The following is a 21,913-nucleotide window of genomic DNA, read 5'->3' on the forward strand; positions in this document are numbered from 1 at the left end:
ACGCCGTGACGGGCCATCCTTGGCCCAACACGGCTCTCCCGGCATCCATGCCGGTCGACCCACTCCGCGAAACCTCCACTCGGCCTCCCGAAGGGGCGGCAGATCAAAAGCCAAATCAAAAGCCAAATCAAAAGCAGATCAAACGCTCGCTTACGCTCTTGTAGCCGCTGACGAGGAACGAAGGCTGCGATCGAGTGCGCAGCGCTCGCAATAGGCATCACTCGGGTATGTCAGCCTCTACGAAACCGCAAAACCCCACTGCCTCTTATCAGCCCAGCCGTTTAAAAACAGGCGACCACGACGAAAAGGAGTAACCTGCCGTCCGGCTTTAATTCCCCGCCCCATGGAACCCCTATGTTTCCCAACGCTGAACGCTACAACCACTCCACCGAATACGCCAACAAACTGGTCGACCGCATCGGCCAAACCCCCGCCTGGATTGCCCAGCGCATCGGCGTCACCGAAAAACGCATGCGCTATATCCTCGCCGGCGTGCGCACGATCAAGGGTGACAGCACCGAAATCCTGATGAGCTACGCCGAGCAGTTTTGCCTGGAATGCCTGGCCGCCGAAGCCAAGGCCGCCAAAGACCGCGCTCGCTCCAAAACCGCGACTCAGGATTAAAACAAGCCCATCTGGCCGCCCACCAGGGCGCTGAAGTCGTCGTCGACGAACACCAGAATGGCATCCGCCACCGGTTGCAGTTGACGCGTCAGGTAGTGGTCGTAGTCCAGCTCAGCGGTGCGGTTCTCCAGCGGCTGTGGCCCGGCCAGGGTAATCACGTAGCTGATGTACCCACCATTCTGGTACTGGCGCGGTCGCTTTTGCTGGTCGTTGTACTCATCAGCCAGCCGCGCCGCCCGCACATGGGGCGGCACATTGCGCTCGTAGTCGCTGAGCGGACGACGCAGGCGTTTGCGGTAGATCAGCAGTTCATCATGCTCACCGGCCAAGGTAGCGCGCACAAACTCGCGCACGTAGTCTTGGTACGGTTCGCGATTGAAGATGCGCAGGTACAACGCCTGCTGAAACTGCCGAGCCAGCGGCGACCAGTCGCTGCGCACGGTCTCAAGGCCTTTGTAGACCATCTCGCGCTGCCCGTCGGGGTGCGCCACCAAGCCTGCGTAGCGCTTTTTACTGCCCTCCTCGGCGCCCCGGATCGTCGGCATCAAAAAGCGGCTGTAGTGGGTTTCAAACTGTAGTTCCAGCGCGCTGGTCAAGCCGTATTCGTCACGCACGTGGGCTTGCCACCACAGGTTGACGTGTTGTACCAGTTCGCGACCGATACGCGCCGCATCGGCTTCGCTGTGTTCACTGCGAAGCCAGACGAAGGTGGAGTCGGTGTCGCCATAGATCACACTGAAACCCTGCGCCTCGATCAGGGCACGGGTCTTGAGCATGATTTCATGCCCGCGCAAGGTGATCGACGACGCCAGCCGGGTGTCGAAAAAACGGCAACCGCTGGAACCCAGAACCCCGTAAAAAGCATTCATGATGATTTTCAGCGCTTGCGACAACGGCGCATTTTTTTCCCGTTTGGCCACCTCACGGCCATGGGCGACGCGCTCGATGATCGCGGGCAAGCAATGCCGGGTGCGCGAAAAACGCGCGCCGCGAAAACCCGGTACGGAGGTTTCGTCACCTGGCTCACGCAGCCCTTCTACCAACCCCAGCGGGTCGATCAAAAAGGTGCGAATGATCGACGGGTACAGGCTCTTGTAATCGAGCACCAGCACCGATTCGTACAAGCCCGGCGCCGACTCCATGACAAAACCACCGGGGCTGGCCTGCGGCGGGTTGGCGCCGACATTCGGCGCGACGAACCCCTGACGGTGCATCAGCGGCATGTATAAATGGTAAAACGCCGCCACCGAACCTCCGCTTCGGTCAACTTCCAGCCCCGTGACCGAAGCGCGTTCGAGCAAAAAGGTCAGCAGTTGGGTCTTCTCGAAGATGCGTGTCACCAACTCGCAGTCCTTGAGGTTGTAACGCGCCAGCGCAGGCTTGTCCTCGGCGAACATGCGGTTGATTTCGTCCATGCGCTGGTACGGCGTGCTGATGTCCTTGCCCTCGCCCAACAGCGTTTGGGCAACGTTTTCGAGGCTGAAGGAGGGAAACGACCAGGTCGCTGAACGCAGGGATTCAATGCCGTCGATAATCAGGCGGCCCGGCGCACTGGCAAAGAAATGATTGTTGCGCGTGCCGTGTTCGCGCCACTGCATCTCGCTGCCCCCGCGCCCCAGCAGCAGCGGGATGCCCAGTCGCCGTGCATGCTCGTGCAACACGCGCATGTCGAACTGCACCACGTTCCAGCCTATGATGGCGTCGGGATCATGTTCGGCCATCCACTGGTTCAGCTTGAGCAGCAGGTCGCCACGGGTGGCGCAGAATTCAAGGTCGAAATCGACCGCTGCGTCGGTCTCAAGGGCTTTGCCCAGCATGTACACCTGACGCTGGCCACAGCCCTCCAGGGCAATGGAGTACAGGTCGCCGTGAGCACTGGTTTCGATGTCCAGTGACACCAGTTTCAACCGCGGCCGGTAATCGGGATGCGCTTTTATCCGGGTGTCGAGCCACACGCCATCGGCCTGCGAACCCGCGCCAAAGCTGACAGGCGCGGTGATAAAGCGTTCCATCAGGAAACGCTCTGGTGGGCGCACATCGGCTTCATATACGTCGACACCGGCGCGACGTAGACGCTGGGTGATGTCCAGCAACTGGGCGTATTGCCGACAGTACAGGCCGACCACGGGCCGCGACTGAAAATCACACAGCGCCAGCTCACGCAACTCGACACCACGCTCATCGCTGAGCAGCGCGTGTGCCTGATCACGCTGCGCCAGCGGGATAAACGCATTGCAGGTTTGATAGGGCAGGCGTACGCGTTGCGGCCCGTCATCGGTGGCGAGCCAGAATTCAACCTCGATGCCTGACGGCGTATCGCGCCAGTGCCGGGTCAGTACAAAGCCGTGTCTCAAGCCCATTGCACAGCGATTACAGGCATGTAGCCAACATCGCCAGACGGCGCATGGCCGAACTGTCGTCAGGTTGTTTGGCGTAATAACTGACTGCCGTACCGGTGCCTTGTGGCAGCAGATCGGCGAAGGATTCGGCGCTGCGGGTATAGACCGTCAACTGACCGGATTTTTCAGTGTTGATGTAAGCGCTGGCGTCCACGCCGAAGACGTTTTCGTCCTGCCATGAAAACTTGATGCACTCCGCCACCAATGGCGTGGGTTTGGCGGACGCCAGCACCCGTGTCGCAGGCTTGCTGCGGGCATCATCCATCGCCGGGGACACACAACCGGCCAGCAAGGCCACGCTCATCACGCCAATCAGCATTCGCATTGAAAATCCCCCTGAAAAAAGGTGAGCACGATAGCACGCTGCCAGTGTGAAAAGTCCCTCAGCCTAATCAGTTTCCGGCCAATCAGGAGACGCAAAATCACGTAGCAGCTGACGAGCAGCGCGAGGCTGCGTTCGGTCGCAAAGCGATCGTAAACCGCATATTGAGGTTTATCTGATGTACCGGTTTGAATGGTTTTACGACGGCTGCGCCGACGAACGCAGCCTCGCGCTGCTCGACAGCTGCTACAGGTTGCCATCGGCGATGCCTGCGAAACCTGACTCAGTCCACCGCCATGCGCTCAAGGCTGTTGGTCAGGTGCAATAACATCGCCGCCCGCGCCGCATCGGGATCTTGTCGACGAATCGCGCGCAAAATGGCCTCGTGCTCAAGCACGGCCATTTGCCCCAACTGTTTCAAATCAGCATCCCCGCGCTCATCGGCATCAAGGCGGGTTCGCGGAATCACCGAACGGCCCAGCTGGCAAATAATATCGGTGAACCAGGTGTTGCCCGTCGCCTGTGCAATCAGTTTATGAAAGCGCATATCCGCCTCGACACTGCTGTCGTTGTTGGCCAATGAACGCTGGTAGTCATCCAGCGCTTCACGCATGTGCAGCAATTGCACTTCAGTGCGGCGCAGGGCTGCCAACGCCGCCGCTTGCGTCTCAAGCCCCAGACGGAACTCGATGATCCCGCGCACGCTTTCAGCGGTATCGCGCCTGAGGTGCAAACCCTGACGCTGATCGCGCTCCAGCACAAAGGTGCCGATCCCGTGCCGGGTTTCGACCAGCCCCGAGGCCTGCAATCGGGAGATGGCTTCGCGCACCACCGTGCGGCTCACTCCATGCTCGCGGACGATGGCCGACTCGGACGGTAATTTGTCGCCCGCCGCCAATTGGCCCAACAAAATCCGTTGCGTCAAATCAGCCACGATGTCGTGGGCAAGACCTTGCGGGCGTTTGCGTTTCAAAGGGTCGTGCATAGGGCTTCCCTGTCTGTGATAACGCCCATTCAACCTCGCGCCAACATGTATGACAAGTAAAATAACCGGGTCCATTAAAGCCCCATCACCTCATCGCCAATCACCAAAACCAGTAAAAAAAGCCCCTAAATAGCCTCAGAAGACCATTGCTTGGCTAAAATTCAAGTCGTATGATGTCCGTCAACTGAAGGAAGGACCCTCAGCACATACCAACCCGCATAAAAATAATCAGTGGGGTTTTGCTCTGTGAATACTGTCGAAAACGTGTCTGCTGCGCCCGCCAACGACCCCGTCCTGGCGCGCGCGATCCATAAAGTGAAGCGCCATATCCTGCCGCTCTTCGTCATCATGTTTATCGTTAACTACATCGACCGGGTCAATATCGGCTTTGTGCGCACGCACATGGAGCATGATCTGGGGATTGGCGCGGCGGCCTATGGCTTTGGCGCCGGGCTGTTTTTTATTGGCTATGCACTCTTTGAAGTGCCTTCCAATATGCTGCTGCAAAAAGTCGGCGCGCGCATCTGGCTGACCCGCATCATGTTCACTTGGGGCATCACGGCCACGCTGATGGCCTTTATCCAGAACGAAACCCACTTTTATATCCTGCGCTTCTTGCTCGGTGTGGCCGAGGCCGGGTTTTTTCCGGGGGTGATTTATTACTTCACCCGCTGGCTGCCCGGCGCCGAGCGCGGCAAGGCGATTGCCATTTTCCTCAGCGGTTCTGCGCTGGCGTCGTTGATCTCTGGCCCGCTGTCCGGCCTGTTGCTGCAAATCACCGGCCTGGGCCTGCACGGCTGGCAATGGATGTACATCATCGAGGGCATGGCTTCGGTGCTGTTGTGCGGTTTTGTCTGGTACTGGCTGGACTCAAAACCCCATGACGCCAGCTGGCTCAGCCGCGCCGAACAAGATGCGCTGGTCAATGAAATTGACCGCGAACAACGCGAGCGCGATGCCGTCAACACGGTCAAGCCGAGTGTGTTCAAGCTGCTCAAAGACCGCCAGATCCTGCTGTTCTGCGCGATCTACTTCTGCATCCAGCTGACCATCTATGCGGCGACCTTCTGGCTGCCGAGCATCATCAAGAAAATGGGCGACCTGAGCGATATGCAGGTGGGCCTTTTCAACTCGATCCCGTGGTTGATTTCCATCCTGGCCATGTATGCGTTCGCGTCGCTGGCCAGCCGCTTCAAATACCAACAGGCGTGGATCGCTGCGGCCTTGCTGATTGCCGCCTTGGGCATGTTCCTGTCGACCACCGGCGGGCCGATCTTTGCCTTTATCGCCATCTGCTTTGCGGCCATCGGTTTCAAATCGGCATCGGCGCTGTTCTGGCCCATTCCACAGGCGTATCTGGATGCGCGCATTGCAGCGGCAGTGATCGCGCTGATCAACTCGGTGGGCAACCTGGGCGGTTTTGTGGCCCCCACCACCTTCGGCTTTCTGGAACAGACCACTGGCTCGATTCAAGGCGGCCTATACGGTTTGGCCGGTACGTCGATTCTGGCGGCCATCATTGTGTTCTTTGCCAAGACCAGACCCAAGCCTGCGGACGATGTTCGCGCCGTCTTGCAGCCCGCTTAGCCTCTAATAAAAATTCAAGGAGCACGCCATGAATGCCGAACACCAACACCACGCCAGCCAAGCACCTGTCATTACCAGCCTGCAAGTGATCCCCGTGGCCGGGCATGACAGCATGCTGCTCAACCTCAGCGGCGCCCACGGGCCGTTTTTCACCCGTAACATCGTCATTCTCAAAGACAGCAGCGGTCGTACCGGCGTCGGCGAAGTGCCCGGCGGCGAGCGCATTCGTGAAACCCTGGAAGATGCCCGCAGCCTGGTGGTGGGCCAGCCCATCGGCAACTACCAACGCATTCTCAACACCATGCGCACTACCTTTGCCGCACGGGATTCGGCGGGCCGTGGCCTGCAAACCTTTGACCTGCGCATCACCATCCACGCCGTCACGGCGATGGAAGCCGCCCTGCTCGACCTGCTGGGGCAATTTCTGCAGGTGCCGGTGGCTGCCCTGCTCGGTGAAGGCCAGCAGCGCGATGCAGTGAAGATGCTCGGCTATCTGTTTTATATCGGTGATCGTCAACAGACCGATCTGGCCTACCGCAATGAAGCGGATGGCGATGACTGGTTCCGCCTGCGTCATGAAAAAGCCATGACCCCACAAGCGGTGGTGCGTCTGGCCGAAGCGGCACAGGCCAAATACGGTTTTAACGATTTCAAGCTCAAGGGCGGCGTGTTGCGCGGCGCGGAGGAAATCGAAGCGGTCACGGCACTGGCCGAACGGTTCCCCGAGGCCCGCATCACCCTGGACCCCAATGGCGCCTGGTCATTGAAAGAGGCGGTGGCCCTGTGCCGAGACCAGCATAATGTACTGGCCTATGCCGAAGACCCCTGCGGTGCCGAAAACGGTTACTCGGGTCGCGAAGTCATGGCCGAGTTCAGACGCGCCACCGGCTTGCCGACCGCGACCAACATGATCGCCACCGACTGGCGCGAAATGGGTCACGCCATTCAGTCACAAGCCGTGGACATTCCACTGGCCGACCCGCACTTCTGGACAATGCAAGGCTCGGTACGGGTCGCGCAGATGTGCCACGAATGGGGCCTGACCTGGGGCTCACATTCCAACAATCACTTCGATATTTCCCTGGCCATGTTCACCCAGGTCGCCGCCGCGGCACCGGGCGACATCACCGCCATTGATACCCACTGGATCTGGCAGGACGGCCAGCGCCTGACCCGTGAACCGCTGAAAATTGTCGACGGCCATATCAACGTCCCGTCCCGTCCCGGTCTGGGCGTGGACATCGACATGGACGCCGTGGCCAAAGCCCACGAACTGTACAAAGGCATGGGACTGGGCGCACGGGACGACAGCGTCGCCATGCAGTACATTGTTCCGGGCTGGAAATACGACAACAAAAAACCCTGTCTTGTGCGCTGATCACTCACTGCGTGCTTAAAGCCTATCTAGCGAGGATTGAAACCATGTCGACCGTAACCGGCCACAACTTTATCGGCGGGCGCCGTAGCGCTGCTGGCACCACGACCCTTGAAAGCCTGAACGCCAGCACCGGTGAGGCGCTGCCTTACCGTTTTTATCAGGCCACCGCTGACGAAGTGAATGACGCCGCCAACGCTGCCGACCACGCGTTTGTTGCCTTTCGCCAGCTCAGCCCTGAACGTCGCGCCGAATTTCTCGATGCCGTGGCGGAAGAAATCGACCAGTTGGGCGACGATTTTGTCGCCATTGTCTGCGCCGAGACGGCGTTGCCTGCCGCCCGAATCCAAGGTGAGCGCGGCCGTACCAGCGGGCAGATGCGCCTGTTCGCCAAGGTGCTGCGACGCGGTGACTTTTTAGGCGCCCGAATCGACCTGGCCCTGCCGGATCGCAAACCGCTGCCTCGGGTTGACTTGCGCCAATACCGCATCGGCGTCGGCGCAGTGGCGGTGTTTGGCGCCAGCAACTTCCCGCTGGCCTTCTCCACCGCCGGTGGCGACACCGCCGCCGCCTTTGCCGCTGGCTGCCCGGTGGTGTTCAAGGCGCACAGCGGCCACATGGCCACCGCTGATCTGGTGGGCTGCGCGATTATCCGCGCGGCGGAAAAAACCGGCATGCCCCAAGGCGTGTTCAACATGATCTTCGGCGCAGGCGTGGGCGAAGCGCTGGTCAAGCACCCGGCCATTCAGGCCGTCGGTTTTACCGGTTCGCTGAACGGCGGCAACGCCTTGAGCAAAATGGCCGCTGAACGCGAACAGCCGATTCCGGTGTTTGCCGAAATGTCGAGCATCAACCCGGTCATCCTGCTGCCTCAAGCACTGACCGCGCGCGGCAGCAAAGTGGCGGGCGAACTGGCCGCCTCAGTGACCATGGGCGGCGGGCAGTTCTGTACCAACCCTGGGCTGGTCATCGGTATTCGCTCCCCGGAACTGACCGGGTTTATCGAACAGCTGACGCAGAACATGGCCGAACAAGCGCCACACACCCTGCTCAATGCAGGCGGGTTGCGCAGCTACGCCAAAGGCGTCGAACACCTGCTCAGCCATGCTGGCATCACCCATCTGGCAGGCCATGCACAAGCGGGCCAGCAAGCCCAACCGCAATTGTTCAAGGCGGACGTCAGCCTGCTGCTGAACAAAGACCCGCTGCTGCAAGAAGAAGTGTTCGGCCCGGCGACCATCGTCATCGAGGTTGAGGATGACGCACAGCTCAAAGCCGCCTTGCTGGCCCTGCGCGGGCAACTCACCGCCACCCTGATCGGTGAACCGGCCGACCTGCAACAGTACCAATGGCTGGTGCCGATTCTTGAGCAAAAGGTCGGGCGCATTCTGGTCAACGGCTACCCGACCGGCGTCGAAGTGTGCGATGCGATGGTTCACGGCGGCCCGTACCCGGCCACCTCGGACGCGCGCGGCACATCGGTGGGCTCGCTGGCCATCGATCGCTTCCTGCGCCCGGTGTGCTACCAGAACTACCCGGATGCCTTGCTGCCGCCCGCTCTGCAAAACAGCAACCCGCTAGGCCTGCAGCGTCTGGTCAACGGCGAGTGGAGCGCCAAAGCGATTGCTTGAATCACGCTGAGTAGCTGACTAACGGCGCCCGCAAAGGGCGCCGTTTTCGTGTCTGCGCCGTCACACGCATTGGATCGACACTCAAATTTCAGGCAAAAAAATCCCAGGTAGCTGATGGAAACCTGGGATTTAAAAATGCATTAACCGTGGTAGGTGAACGCCGGGCGATATTATCCCATTGTCATAACCAGTAACAACCCATTGTCCACGGTTTGTTGCGGCCCGGTACTGACCCACATCAGTGAATCAGCACCGGGCTGACGGCCGATGCGCGATCAACCGGGAAAGTTTGCCTTCAAGGCTGCCAGGCCACCTTCGTAGACACCTTTGAACAAGGCGTGGGCCTCTTCATCGCTCACGCCCACCGGCGTAAAGCTGCCCGACCAGGTGACGCGAGTGCCCTCTCCCTGAGCTTCCACTTTCAAAGTGGCCAGATAATCGGCGACCGGGAACGGCGACTCAACGATGGAATAGCTGTAGGTTTTGCCCGCGTTGTCGAAGGTTTGCAGGCGCTCGACAATGGCGGCGTCGGCGGTTTTAAGGTGGCGCAAGCGCCCGCCTTCACTGGCTTCGCTGCTGACAATGAACGGCAGCCAGTCCGGCAGCGAGTTGAAACCACCTACCAATTGCCACACCTGATCGGCCGAAACAGGAATATCGATAAACGCTGATGCAGTTGCCATGTGATGTGTGCCTCTGGTTGTGAAGATGATGCGACCGGCAGTTTACGCCATGAGGTCAGTCACCGATCAACCCCGTTTGAATGTTACCCACCACCTCGTGCATGGCCGGGAGGAATCGCCGGGCGGCTTCTTCGACGGGCATGGCTTTAGCGATATACACCAGATTCAGGCAGCCCATGACTCGCGCCTCGTGCATCACCGGGATGGCAATGGCGGCGATTTTGCGTTCCTCGCCCCAATGCGCGTTGTTTTCGCCATAGCCTTTGCTGCGCGTGTGTTCGATCAAACGCTCGACAAAACGACGGTCCGCCGCCAGCGCCGACTGCCCATCGTCACGGCTGATCATCAGCTCGATCAATTCTTCCCGTTCGGCTTGCGGGCAAAAGGCAAAGTAAGCACGCCCGGTCGCGGTCATCAGCAACGGCAAACGGCGGCCGACCATCGAACGGTGAAATGACAGACGGCTGAAGCGATGGGTGGTTTCGCGGATCACCATTGCGTCGCCGTCCAGGGTACAGAGGTCGGTTGGCCACGCCACTTGTTGCAGTAACTGGCCGAGCAAGGGGGCGCCAATGGCGGATATCCACTGTTCATCGCGAAAGCCTTCGCAGAGTTCGCGCACTTTGAGCGTCAGCCGGTAGCTGTCATCGGATTCGCTGCGCCGCACGTACCCTTCAGCCTGCAAGGTTTCCAGTAATCGACGCACGGTGGTGCGGTGCAGACCGCTCTGTTCGGCCAGTTGCGCCGTACTGGCACCGCCATCGAAACGGTTCAGACCGTTGATCAAGGCCAGCCCCCGGATCAAGCCACGCACGGCTTTGTATTCGGTTTCGCTCATGTGTCTTCCATTATTTTTATCGGTAAATCAACGATGTGCACAGAGTGCACCCTAACAAGGGTTGTCGTTGTTCACCAGCCTCTGGATTTCCATACTGCGCGCAACAAGAAATCCAAAAAGCGCTGTACGGAGATACCCATGAGTACTGCCCACCTGTCTTGCCCTGTGGAGCTGTCCACTGATGTCGCCATTGTTGGCGCCGGCCCTGTCGGACTGATGATCGCCAACTACCTGGGCCAATGTGGTGTGAACGTCACCTTGGTAGAAAAGCTCGACAGCCTGATCGACTACCCCCGCGCCATCGGTCTGGACGACGAAAGCCTGCGCACGTTTCAGGCCGTCGGCCTGGCCGAAAACGTGTTGCCGCATACCACTCCGTGGCATGCCATGCGTTTTATGACGCCCAAGGGTCGCTGCTTTGCCGATATTCAGCCCAAGACCGACGAATTTGGCTGGTCGCGCCGTAATGCCTTCATCCAGCCGTTGGCCGATCGAGTGCTGTTTGAGGGGCTGGCCCGGTTTGACACCGTCAAGGTGCTGTTCAGTCGCGAACTCGAAGGCTTTGAGCAAAGCGACAGCGGTGTGCAACTGACGCTCAAGGGCGCGGACGGTCGCCGTGAATGCTTGAAGGCCCAGTACCTGATTGGTTGCGACGGCGGCAACAGTCTGGTGCGCCGCAGCCTCAACATCAGCTTCGAAGGCAAGACTGCGCCCAACCAGTGGATTGTGGTGGACATTGCCAATGACCCGTTGAGCACACCGCATGTGTACCTGTGCTGCGACCCGGTGCGCCCGTATGTGTCCGCCGCCCTGCCCCACGGCGTGCGCCGCTTCGAATTTATGGTGATGCCCGGCGAGACGGAGGCCGAACTGAGCCAGCCCGAAAACCTGCGCAAGCTGCTGGCCAAAGTGCTGCCAGACCCGGACCGCATCGAGTTGATCCGCAGCCGTGTCTACACCCACAACGCACGCCTTGCGGGCCGCTTCCGCGAAGGTCGGGTGCTGCTGGCCGGTGATGCCGCGCACATCATGCCGGTGTGGCAGGGTCAGGGTTATAACAGCGGCATGCGCGACGCCTCCAATCTGGCCTGGAAACTCTCGCGGGTGATCAAAGGGCTGGCCCACGACCGCTTGCTGGACAGTTATGAACTGGAACGCCGTGACCACGCCAAGGCAATGATCGACTTGTCGGTACTGGCCGGCCATGTGTTGGCGCCGCCCAAGCGCTGGCAAGGCACCTTGCGTGATGGCGTGTCATGGCTGCTCAACTACGTGCCGCCGATCAAACGCTACTTCGTTGAAATGCGCTTCAAGCCGATGCCGCAATACACCCGTGGGGCCTTGATCGTGCCCAGCGAAAAAGGCTCGCCGGTGGGCAAAATGTTTATTCAGCCACAGGTGCTTACCGACGCCGGTATCACGGTGCTGCTCGATGAGGTGATCGGTGAGAACTTTGCGATTATCGGCTGGGGCTGCGACCCGACATGGGGCTTGAGCGCCGCGCAGATGGCCCACTGGCAAGCGCTGGGAACGCGCTTTATTCAAGTGCTGCCGGATGTTCAGCTAAAAGCGCCGAGCGACGCCCATCACGAGGTGGTGCGTGTGGGTGACAGCAGTGGCCGCTTGCGGGAATGGTTCGCGCGCGGTTCTTCGTCTATCGCCCTGCTGCGTCCTGACCGTTTTCTGGCCGGGCTGGCTACACCGCAAACCCTGGGCAGCGTCTGCGATGAGTTGGCGCTGGCACTCAGCGCCCAGCAGCTTGTCAGCCTGACCCCTGTCGTCAGCAAGGTGGCCTGAGATGAGCGCATATTTGCACTGCATGTCGCACACCCCGCTGGTGGGCTTCGTGGACCCGGCCCCTGAGGTACTGGCTGAAGTAGACGCCATGATCGATGAGGCCCGCGAGCGTATCGCCCGCTTTGATCCGCAACTGATCGTGCTGTTCGGCCCGGATCACTACAACGGTTTTTTTTACGACGTGATGCCGCCGTTTTGCATGGGCATGGCCGCCGAGGCCATCGGTGATTTCGACACCGCCGCCGGGCCGCTGGACGTGCCTAAAGCGCTGGCCGAAGGCTGCGCACAGGCGGTCATGGACGCGGGTATTGATACCGCCGTGTCCTACCGCATGCAGGTCGATCACGCCTTTGCGCAACCGCTGGAGTTGCTGCTGGGCGGGTTGAGCCGGTGCCCGGTGATTCCGGTGTTTATCAACTCGGTGGCAGTGCCGCTGCCGGGTTTCAAACGCGCGCGATTGCTCGGTGAAGCCATTGGCCAATGGGCCAAATCGCTGAACCTGCGCGTGCTGTTTCTGGCCTCCGGCGGCCTGTCCCATCAGCCCCCCGTGCCGGAGTTGGCCAAGGTCGATGCGCGTATGGCCGACCGCTTGATGGGCAGCGGTCGCCAGTTGCCCGCCGATGAACGTCAGGCGCGCCAGCAACGGGTGATTCAGGCAGCACGCCACTTTGTTGAAGACCAGAACAGCTTGCACCCGCTGAACCCGGTCTGGGATCAGCACTTTCTCGACACTCTGGAACAGGGCCGGTTGAGCGACTTCGACGGTTTGGGCAATGACGAACTGTCAGCGCTGGCCGGTAAGTCGACCCACGAAGTGAAGACCTGGGTGGCCGCCTTCGCCGCCCTGTCAGCCTTCGGCCCTTACCAGAGCGAAGGCCGTTATTACCGCCCGATTCCCGAGTGGATCGCAGGCTTCGGCGCGTTAGGTGCCAAGCCGCTGCACACCTCCCTTTGAATTCAAGGAATACTGCCATGACTGCCACTGCATTCACAGAAGCGTCCACCAGCCGGTTTGCCCGTATCAAAGAGGGCGATCTGGATCTGCAACTGCACTACAACGATGTCGGCCAAGGTAAAGAAACCGTGGTCATGCTCCACGGTTCTGGCCCCGGCGCCAGCGGCTGGGCCAACTTCAACCGCAATATCGAGCCGTTGGTCAACGCCGGTTACCGGGTGATCCTGCTCGACTGCCCCGGCTGGAGCAAAAGCGACCCGGTGGTCAGTCAGGGCTCGCGCTCCAACCTCAATGCCACCGCGCTCAAGGGGTTGCTGAACGTGCTGGATCTGGACCGGGTGCATATCATTGGCAACTCGATGGGCGCCCACAGCACCGTGGCCTTCGCCCTGGAAAACCCAGAGCGCATCGGCAAGCTGATCCTGATGGGCGGCGGCACCGGCAGCCCCAGTGCGTTTGTGCCGCAACCCACTGAAGGCATCAAATTGATCGGTGCGCTGTACCGCGACCCGACCATCGACAACCTGAAAAAAATGATGAGCGTCTTCGTGTTCGACGCCAGCAGCTTGACCGAAGAGCTGTTTCAAACCCGCCTGGACAACATCCTGTCGCGCCGCGATCACCTGGAAAACTTCGTTAAAAGCAGCACCCTCAACCCCAAGCAATTCCCCGACTTTAGCCATCGCCTGCACGAAATCAGCGCCGAGACCTTGGTGGTGTGGGGCCGTGAAGACCGCTTCGTGCCGATGGACACCGGCCTGCGTCTGCTGGCTGGCCTGCCCAAAGCTCAGTTGCACGTTTTCAACCGCTGCGGGCACTGGGCGCAGTGGGAACACGCCGATGCGTTCAACCGCATGGTGCTGGACTTCCTCACCCATTGATCACTGAGACCCTTATGACTTTGACTTCGCAAACCTTGGCGCAACTGGCCGCCGACCTGCGTCACGCTGAAACCAGCGGTGAAGCCATCGAGCCGCTGCGCGAGCAGATCGGTGAAGACAACGCCGACGCTGCGTACGCCATTCAACAGCTCAACGTCGCCCACGGCGTGGCCAATGGTCGCCGTGTGGTCGGCCGCAAAATCGGCCTGACCAATCCCAAGGTGCAAGCGCAACTGGGCGTCGACCAGCCGGACTTCGGCACCCTGTTTGCCGACATGTGTTACGGCGACAACCAGACCGTGCCGCTGGAACGCGTGCTGCAGCCCAAAATCGAGGCAGAAATCGCCTTGATCCTGCAACACGATCTGCCGCACCCCGACACCACTTTTGACGAAGTCATGAGCGCCACGGGTTGGGTGGTGCCTGCACTGGAAATCGTCGGCAGCCGGGTGCAGCAATGGAATATCCGTTTCGTCGACACCGTGGCCGATAACGCGTCCAGCGGCTGCTATGTGCTGGGCGGTCCGGCCCAGCGCATTGACGGACTGGACTTGCGCGCCGCCGCCATGCGCATGACCCGCAACGGCGAAGAAGTGTCCACCGGCAGCGGCGCGCAATGCCTGGGCCATCCGCTCAATGCTGCGGTGTGGTTGGCCCGCACCATGGCGCGGCTGGGTACTGCGCTCAAAGCCGGCGACATCATTTTGACCGGCGCCCTCGGGCCGATGGTGGCCGTGGCCGCCGGGGACCGTTTTGAAGCGCACATCGAAGGCATTGGCCAGGTTGGCGTGGATTTCTCGTAAGACAGGCACCGCCGGGCAACCGGCATCCTGCGTGCACTTGAGGCAACAACCATGAATAAGAAACTAAAAGTCGCCATCATCGGTTCTGGCAATATCGGCACCGATTTGATGATCAAGATTCTGCGCCACGGCAAACACCTGGAAATGGCCGTGATGGTCGGCATCGACCCGGCATCCGACGGTCTGGCCCGCGCCGAGCGCATGGGCGTGGCCATCACTCATGAAGGCGTCGAAGGCCTTACCCGGATGGACGTGTTCAAAGACATCGACTTTGTCTTCGATGCCACCTCAGCCGGTGCCCACGTCAAGAACGACGCCTTTTTGCGCGGGGTCAAACCGGGTATCCGCCTGATCGACCTGACGCCTGCGGCCATTGGCCCGTACTGCGTGCCGGTGGTCAATCTGGAACAGAACCTCAACCAGCTCAACGTCAACATGGTCACCTGTGGCGGGCAAGCAACCATCCCGATGGTGGCGGCCGTGTCCCGTGTGGCCAAGGTTCACTACGCCGAAATCGTCGCTTCGATTGCCAGCAAATCCGCTGGCCCCGGCACCCGCGCCAATATTGACGAATTCACCGAAACCACCTCCAAGGCCATCGAAGTGATCGGCGGCGCGACCAAGGGCAAGGCGATCATCGTGATGAACCCGGCCGAGCCGCCGCTGATGATGCGCGACACGGTGTTTGTGCTGTCCGAGGCTGCGGATCAGGGTTTGGTTGAAGCCTCCATTGTCGAAATGGCAGCCGCCGTGCAGGCGTATGTGCCGGGCTACCGACTCAAACAAAAGGTTCAGTTCGACGTCATCCCTGAAAACGCGCCCTTGAACATTCCCGGTCTGGGCCGGTTTTCCGGCCTCAAGACCTCGGTGTTTCTCGAAGTCGAAGGGGCTGCCCATTACCTGCCCGCGTACGCTGGCAATCTCGACATCATGACCTCCGCTGCCTTGGCCACCGCCGAGCGCATGGCGTTGTCGATGCTTAACGCTTGAGGAGATGATCATGAACGGTAAAAAAATCTACATCAGCGACGTGACCCTGCGCGACGGCAGCCACGCGGTGCGCCATCAGTACTCGTTGCAGAACGTGCAGGACATCGCCCGCGCGCTGGACAAGGCCCGCGTCGACGCCATCGAAGTGGCTCACGGCGACGGCCTGCAAGGTTCCAGCTTCAACTACGGTTTTGCCTCGCACACTGATCTGGAATGGATCGAAGCGGCGGCGGACGTCATCACCCACGCCAAAATCACCACCTTGCTGCTGCCCGGCATCGGCACGGTGCACGACCTCAAGGCTGCGTATAACGCCGGGGCACGAGTGGTGCGTATCGCCACCCACTGCACCGAAGCCGACGTGTCGAAACAACACATCGAATACGCCCGCGAGCTGGGCATGGACACCGTCGGTTTTCTGATGATGAGCCACATGATTCCGGCCGAGCAATTGGCCGCGCAGGCCAAGCTGATGGAAAGCTACGGCGCCACCTGCGTGTACATGGCCGACTCGGGCGGGGCGATGAACATGCAGGATGTTCGTGATCGCTTCAGGGCGTTCAAAGCGGTGCTCAAACCGGACACTGAAACCGGCATGCACGCGCACCACAACCTGTCGCTGGGCGTGGCCAACTCGATCACGGCGGTGGAGGAAGGCTGTGACCGGATTGACGCCAGCCTCGCGGGCATGGGCGCAGGCGCAGGCAATGCGCCGCTGGAAGTGTTTATCGCCGCAGCCGAGCGTCTGGGCTGGAACCACGGCACTGACCTGTACACCTTGATGGATGCGGCGGATGACATCGTGCGGCCGTTGCAGGACCGACCGGTGCGGGTCGACCGCGAAACCTTGGCGCTGGGCTATGCGGGTGTGTATTCGAGCTTCTTGCGCCACGCCGAAATCGCCGCGCAGAAATACGGTTTGAAGACCCTCGACATTCTGGTCGAGCTGGGCAAACGGCGCATGGTCGGCGGTCAGGAAGACATGATCGTCGATGTCGCGCTGGATTTGCTTAAACGCTGAATCAAACACCCCCACCCCGTAGCAGCTGCCGAAGGCGGCGTCCGGCGACGCAGTCGTCGTGAATCCAGCTAACGCGTTTTGCCTGAAGCACCGCGTTTTCAGGATTTACGATCGCTTCGCAATCGGACGCAGCCTTCGGCAGCTGCTACGGGCGTACTACAACAATAAAACGGGTACAGCCCATGACATCGCTCAACGTCAGCACCGCCTTGCCGGTGGTGCGCACTATCGCTTTGTGTTTTCTCGTGGCCATGATGGAAGGCCTCGATCTACAAGCCGCCGGGATCGCGGCCCAAGGCATGGCCGCCGCTTTTGAACTGGATAAAGTACAGATGAGCTGGGTGTTCAGCGCCGGGATCTTTGGCCTGCTGCCCGGCGCGTTCGCGGGTGGCTGGCTGGCTGATCGCATCGGCCGCAAACGCGTGCTCATGGCGTCCGTGGCCCTGTTCGGGGTGTTCTCACTGGCCACGGCGCTGGCCTGGGATTTCAATAGCCTGTTGATCGCCCGGTGCCTGACCGGGGTAGGCCTGGGCGCCGCCCTGCCCAACCTGATTGCGCTGACCAGTGAAGTCGCCGGACCGCGCTTGCGCGGTATGGCGGTCAGCCTGATGTACTGCGGCGTGCCGCTGGGCGCCGGGTTGGCCGCGATCATCGGCATCGCCGACCTGGGCGGCAGCTGGCAGAGCGTGTTTTACGTGGGCGGTATCGTGCCGCTGTTAATCGTACCGTTGCTGGCACTGTACTTGCCCGAGTCGCTGGCACTTCAAAATGCTCAAGGGGCTTGCCCGCCCGGCGTGGTTCAGGGTTTGTTCCGCGAAGGCGCCGCGCTGCCCACGCTACTGATCTGGGTCAGCTATTTTTTCACCCTGATGGTGGTGTACATCCTGATCAACTGGCTGCCGAGCCTGGTCATCGGTCAGGGCTTTAGCGGGCGTCAGGCCAGTTGGGTGATGCTCGCCCTGCAACTGGGCGCCGCCGTCGGCACGCTGTTTCTGGGCTGGGCGATGGATCGCCTGCCCGCTTGGGCACTGTCGGCGTTGATCTACCTGGGCATTCTGCTGTCACTCACCGCGCTGGGAATGGCCAAAGACTTGCAAAGCATGCTGCTGGCAGGCTTTGTCGCCGGTTTTTTTGCCACCGGAGGCCAGTGCGTGCTGTATGCGCTGGCGCCGCACTTCTATCGCCCGTCCGTGCGCGCCACAGGTGTGGGCAGCGCGGTGGCCATCGGCAGGCTTGGCGCCATGAGCGGCCCCTTGGTGGCCGGTAAAATGCTTGCACTGGGCACCGGCACCGCTGGCGTCATGCTGGCGTCTGCACCGGGCATCGTCATCGCCGCCGTGGCGATGTTTTACCTGTCGGTGCGGCGTAACAGCACCGCCGCTGACCATTTAAAACAGCAGAAAGGGGCCAATGGGCTGGCTCAGCAGGCCGAAGTTTCGCTAAGCTCTGCCACCCCCATCAGCCACCAGCGGTAAGCGCATGATTGAAGTCACCGAGGTTTCCATTGCCCACCTGCGCGCGGCGCTTGAGTCCGGCCAGACCACAGCTGTGGAACTGGTGCAGGCTTATCTCGCGCGCATCGACGCCTATGACGCCCTCAACACGCCCACCGCGCTGAACGCAGTCGTGGTGCGCAACCCTGAGGTGCTGGCTGAAGCGCAGGCGTCTGACGAGCGCCGGGCCAACGGCCAAAGCCTCGGCCCGCTGGACGGTATTCCCTATACCGCCAAGGACAGTTATCTGGTCAAGGGCCTGACCGCGGCTTCGGGCAGCCCGGCCTTCAAGGACCTGATTGCCTACCGTGATGCGTTCACCATCGAGCGCTTGCGCGGTGCCGGGGCCATCTGCCTGGGCAAGACCAATATGCCGCCGATGGCAAACGGTGGTATGCAGCGCGGTGTGTATGGGCGCGCTGAAAGCCCGTACAACCCGGACTACCTGACGGCACCGTTTGCCTCAGGCTCGTCCAACGGTGCTGGCACCGCGACGGCGGCCAGTTTTTCGGCTTTTGGTCTGGCCGAAGAAACCTGGTCGAGCGGCCGGGGTCCAGCCTCCAACAATGGTTTGTGCGCCTACACGCCTTCACGCGGGGTCATTTCCGTGCGCGGTAACTGGCCGTTGACCCCGACCATGGACGTGGTGGTGCCTTTTGCCCGCACCATGGCCGACCTGCTGGAAGTGCTGGAGGTGGTGGTCGCCGCCGACCCGGACAGCCGTGGCGACCTGTGGCGCCTGCAACCCTGGGTGCCGATTCCCAGTGTCGCCGGTGTGCGCCCTTCTTCTTATGCAAGCCTTGCGGTCAAGGCTGATGCACTGGCGGGCAAGCGTTTCGGTGTGCCGCGCATGTACATCAATGCCGACCCTGAGGCCGGTACGTCCGAGGCGCCGGGCATCGGTGGCCCAACCGGGCAACGCATCATCACCCGCGCTTCGGTGATTGATCTGTGGCAAGCCGCGCGGGCAGCCATCGAAGCGCAGGGCGGCGTGGTGATCGAGGTGGATTTCCCGCTGGTGTCCAATTGCGAGGGCGACCGCCCTGGCGCACCGACCGTGTTTAACCGTGGTTTGGTGTCCAAGGAGTTCTTGCGCGACGAATTATGGGAGCTGTCAGCCTGGGCGTTCGATGACTTTTTGCGCGCCAATGACGATCCAAAACTGAACCGTCTGGCGGACGTCGACGGTGCGCAGATCTTCCCCCACGACCCCGGCACCTTGCCCAATCGCGAAGATGATCTGGGTGCGGGCATGGACGAGTACGTGCGCATGGCCCAACGCGGCATCACCCCGTGGGACCAGATCAGCTCCTTGCCGGACGGTTTGCGCGGGCTGGAACAGACCCGTCGTGTCGACCTGGAAGACTGGATGGACCGGCTGGAGCTGGACGCGGTGGTGTTCCCAACGGTGGCCGATGTGGCCCCGGCGGATGCCGACGTGAACCCGGTGTCGGCCGACATTGCCTGGAGCAACGGTGTGTGGGTGGCCAACGGCAACCTGGCGATTCGTCATCTGGGCGTGCCGACCGTCACCGTGCCGATGGGCGTGATGGCCGACATTGGCATGCCGGTGGGGCTGACGTTTGCCGGCCGTGCGTACGATGACTCAACGCTGCTGCGTCTGGCTTCAGCCTTTGAAGCGACCGGCAGCAAGCGCCTGATTCCGCCACGCACCCCGCCGTTGGCTTGATGCCACGTCCGTAGCAGCTGCCGAAGGCTGCGTCCGATTGCGCAGCGATCGTAAATCCAGAAAACGCGGTGCGACAGGCAAAACGCGTTAGCTGGATTTACGACGACTGCGTCGCCGAACGCAGCCTCCGGCAGCTGCTACGCCATTCAGGGTCAGAACGTGTATTTGCCGTTAAACGACACGTAGTCGCGGTCGGACAGCGTTCGCCCTTGCGCGATGTTGGCCGAACTCAAGTACGCCACATAGGTCAACCCCAACTGGAAGTTGCCCAGGTATTTGAAGTCGCCGCCCACGGTCAGGCGTTTCTCGGCGCGGCCCAGACCCGAGTAGGCACTGCCGTCGATGTTTTGCGTCCAGGTCGCCTTGGTAGTCAGGTCCCAGCCATTGAATACGCTGGGGTGATCAAAGTACGCACCGATTCCCAACAGGCTCGACCCGCGTGTCTGGCCGTCATACACAAACTTATTGAACGTGCCGTCCGTCCCCTCCCCGCCGCCGGTAATGGTCAGGTCATCGACGCCTTGAATTCGCTGATGCACCACTTCGGTCATCAAGGTGGTTTGCTGAGCCATAAAGGTCGGCCCAATCATGTACACGGCATTCAGGTTGCCTTGCCACACTTGCCCGCGGGCCGGTGCGCCATTGCTCAGGTACACCGCTGCGCCGTCGCGATAGCTCAGGTCACCGGCAAACTGCACCGAATCGCCCACCTTGGTGGTAAAACTCACGCCAGTCAGTTTGATGTTGTCGAAGTAACCCAACTGGTAGCTGGGGCCATTGCCGTTACCGCCGACTTTGCCCAGCGATGAATAGTGGGTCTGCCCGGTAAAGTCGAAAAACAGGGCCGGTACGCGGTCGTGATAGCGGTAATGGAACAGGCCGATTTCGGTGTTCTGGGTCAACCGATAACGCGTGCCAAGCCCCCACTCGCCACTGTCGCCGGGTTTGACTGAACCGCCATAGCCCACGGCGCGAAACTGCGGGTCGGGCAAGCTTTCAATAATCCCCGGCGCCAACCGATAGAACTCGGCGCCGGGGCCAAAGGTGTCACTGCCAAAGTAGTCACCCACCGGATTGAGCAGGGTTTCTTCCCATTTGTATTGGTAGAAACCGAGCAAGGCCAGGTCTTCGTTGATCGACCAGGAGCCGGACACTTGTCCGACTGGCAGGTAGGCGTCTTTGGCTTCGGTGCCCGGCACGTTGAATTTGGTCGAATCGACCGGCGCCTGCCCCTGAGAGATGTTGGGCCAGAACAAGCTTTCGCCCCAGGCCACCAGATGCCGCCCGGCCTTGAGCGACAGATACTGGTCGTCATTGACCGTGAAGTCGCCATACACGTAGGCATCCAGCAGGCGCGCCTTGCTGCCGCTGAGCTTGCGGGTATCACTGATGAATTCGTCATAACGCCCGGTTTTGTTAACCGTATCGGGCGAGTCGTTGGCGTTGCGCTGATGGTAGACCTCATCGTAGAAATGGCTGCCGCGCAGTACCGCACCGAGGTTTTCATGCTTGAGCATCAATTCGCCAAACACACTGACCCGGTTGTTGATCAGCGAGCCACGCTTGAAGTTGCGCGTGGCGTCGTCGTAATTAAGGTTGTTGAGGTATTCGCTGTCGGGTTTGACGGTTCGCATCGAGGCGGTGTAATTGACCGTCAAGGTGGAGTCCAGGGTGGTGTTATCACCGAATTCCAACGTCGGCAAAGCCACTGCAAAGGTGCTCAACCCGCTCAGAAAACCGGCCCCCAGCACACGGCTGACAGGCTTGATGCGTGTGTACGGCGTCAACATGCGATGCTCCTTTTTATTGTTTTTGTGCTCATGTGCAACGCTGCGCAGC

The 21,913-nt window shown here is 60.7% G+C and carries 18 protein-coding genes; 12 read left to right on the forward strand and 6 right to left on the reverse strand.

Annotated elements, in window-relative coordinates; translation table 11 throughout:
- The first annotated feature begins 354 nt into the window (after positions 1-354).
- Entirely contained in the window at positions 355-624 is a 270-nt protein-coding gene (locus GHN86_RS16490; protein WP_153386946.1) for a hypothetical protein, read from the forward strand.
- On the opposite strand, the gene GHN86_RS16495 is transcribed toward GHN86_RS16490, so the two are convergent.
- The 3 genes from GHN86_RS16495 to GHN86_RS16505 all read right to left on the reverse strand — a co-directional run bounded on the left by GHN86_RS16495 (position 621) and on the right by GHN86_RS16505 (position 4,330).
- Positions 621-2,984: a DNA polymerase II gene (locus GHN86_RS16495; RefSeq protein WP_153383125.1), complete on the reverse strand. Its 2,364-nt coding sequence runs from the start codon at positions 2,982-2,984 to the stop codon at positions 621-623. The genes GHN86_RS16490 and GHN86_RS16495 overlap by 4 nt on opposite strands.
- Before the next feature lie 10 nt (positions 2,985-2,994).
- Positions 2,995-3,348, reverse strand: coding sequence for a hypothetical protein (locus GHN86_RS16500; protein WP_153383127.1), 354 nt, complete (start codon positions 3,346-3,348; stop codon positions 2,995-2,997).
- 280 nt (positions 3,349-3,628) lie between these two features.
- Complete coding sequence (locus GHN86_RS16505) at positions 3,629-4,330, reverse strand: FadR/GntR family transcriptional regulator (protein WP_153383129.1); 702 nt, start codon at positions 4,328-4,330, stop codon at positions 3,629-3,631.
- A gap of 246 nt (positions 4,331-4,576) precedes the next feature.
- On the opposite strand from GHN86_RS16505, the gene GHN86_RS16510 reads away from it, so the two are divergent.
- Genes GHN86_RS16510 through GHN86_RS16520 form a run of 3 tightly spaced genes read left to right on the forward strand, consistent with a single transcriptional unit; the run spans position 4,577 to position 8,923 of the window.
- The gene (locus GHN86_RS16510) at positions 4,577-5,917 is read left to right on the forward strand and encodes an MFS transporter (protein ID WP_323369627.1); all 1,341 of its coding nucleotides are present in this window, start codon (positions 4,577-4,579) and stop codon (positions 5,915-5,917) included.
- Between the two features lie 28 nt (positions 5,918-5,945).
- Positions 5,946-7,295 (forward strand): glucarate dehydratase, encoded by a 1,350-nt coding sequence (gudD, locus tag GHN86_RS16515; RefSeq protein WP_153383131.1) that lies wholly within the window; start codon positions 5,946-5,948, stop codon positions 7,293-7,295.
- Between the two features lie 44 nt (positions 7,296-7,339).
- Positions 7,340-8,923 carry an aldehyde dehydrogenase (NADP(+)) gene (locus tag GHN86_RS16520; RefSeq protein ID WP_153386948.1) on the forward strand — a complete coding sequence of 528 codons (1,584 nt, stop codon included), beginning with the start codon at positions 7,340-7,342 and terminating at the stop codon, positions 8,921-8,923.
- Positions 8,924-9,198: 275 nt separating this feature from the next.
- On the opposite strand, the gene GHN86_RS16525 is transcribed toward GHN86_RS16520, so the two are convergent.
- Entirely contained in the window at positions 9,199-9,606 is a 408-nt protein-coding gene (locus GHN86_RS16525) for an SRPBCC family protein (RefSeq protein WP_153381027.1), read from the reverse strand.
- 55 nt (positions 9,607-9,661) lie between these two features.
- On the reverse strand, positions 9,662-10,444 hold the full coding sequence (locus GHN86_RS16530) for a DNA-binding transcriptional regulator (RefSeq protein ID WP_153381029.1): 783 nt from the start codon (positions 10,442-10,444) through the stop codon (positions 9,662-9,664).
- Positions 10,445-10,582: 138 nt separating this feature from the next.
- Here GHN86_RS16530 and GHN86_RS16535 point away from each other — a divergent pair, with 138 nt between their 5' ends.
- The 8 genes from GHN86_RS16535 to GHN86_RS16570 all read left to right on the forward strand — a co-directional run bounded on the left by GHN86_RS16535 (position 10,583) and on the right by GHN86_RS16570 (position 20,074).
- Entirely contained in the window at positions 10,583-12,241 is a 1,659-nt protein-coding gene (locus GHN86_RS16535) for a bifunctional 3-(3-hydroxy-phenyl)propionate/3-hydroxycinnamic acid hydroxylase (RefSeq protein WP_153381033.1), read from the forward strand.
- Position 12,242: 1 nt separating this feature from the next.
- Entirely contained in the window at positions 12,243-13,196 is a 954-nt protein-coding gene (mhpB, locus tag GHN86_RS16540) for a 3-carboxyethylcatechol 2,3-dioxygenase (RefSeq protein ID WP_153381035.1), read from the forward strand.
- Between the two features lie 17 nt (positions 13,197-13,213).
- Positions 13,214-14,077, forward strand: a complete 864-nt coding sequence (locus tag GHN86_RS16545; RefSeq protein ID WP_153381038.1) for an alpha/beta fold hydrolase — start codon at positions 13,214-13,216, stop codon at positions 14,075-14,077.
- A gap of 14 nt (positions 14,078-14,091) precedes the next feature.
- A complete protein-coding gene (mhpD, locus tag GHN86_RS16550; RefSeq protein WP_153381040.1) occupies positions 14,092-14,880 on the forward strand; it encodes a 2-keto-4-pentenoate hydratase in 789 nt (262 codons plus the stop codon).
- A 51-nt stretch (positions 14,881-14,931) separates the two neighbouring features.
- Positions 14,932-15,870 carry an acetaldehyde dehydrogenase (acetylating) gene (locus GHN86_RS16555; protein ID WP_153381041.1) on the forward strand — a complete coding sequence of 313 codons (939 nt, stop codon included), beginning with the start codon at positions 14,932-14,934 and terminating at the stop codon, positions 15,868-15,870.
- Between the two features lie 10 nt (positions 15,871-15,880).
- Positions 15,881-16,891: a 4-hydroxy-2-oxovalerate aldolase gene (dmpG, locus tag GHN86_RS16560; protein ID WP_153386951.1), complete on the forward strand. Its 1,011-nt coding sequence runs from the start codon at positions 15,881-15,883 to the stop codon at positions 16,889-16,891.
- Between the two features lie 182 nt (positions 16,892-17,073).
- Positions 17,074-18,366, forward strand: a complete 1,293-nt coding sequence (mhpT, locus tag GHN86_RS16565; RefSeq protein WP_153381045.1) for a 3-(3-hydroxy-phenyl)propionate transporter MhpT — start codon at positions 17,074-17,076, stop codon at positions 18,364-18,366.
- Positions 18,367-18,370: 4 nt separating this feature from the next.
- Positions 18,371-20,074 (forward strand): amidase, encoded by a 1,704-nt coding sequence (locus GHN86_RS16570; RefSeq protein WP_153381047.1) that lies wholly within the window; start codon positions 18,371-18,373, stop codon positions 20,072-20,074.
- Positions 20,075-20,226: 152 nt separating this feature from the next.
- Here the strand turns inward: GHN86_RS16570 and GHN86_RS16575 are convergent, their stop codons facing one another.
- Positions 20,227-21,864 carry a DUF1302 domain-containing protein gene (locus GHN86_RS16575; protein WP_153381049.1) on the reverse strand — a complete coding sequence of 546 codons (1,638 nt, stop codon included), beginning with the start codon at positions 21,862-21,864 and terminating at the stop codon, positions 20,227-20,229.
- Positions 21,865-21,913 lie beyond the last annotated feature (49 nt).

This window comes from Pseudomonas helleri (assembly GCF_009600315.1).
GTDB lineage: Bacteria > Pseudomonadota > Gammaproteobacteria > Pseudomonadales > Pseudomonadaceae > Aquipseudomonas > Aquipseudomonas helleri_A.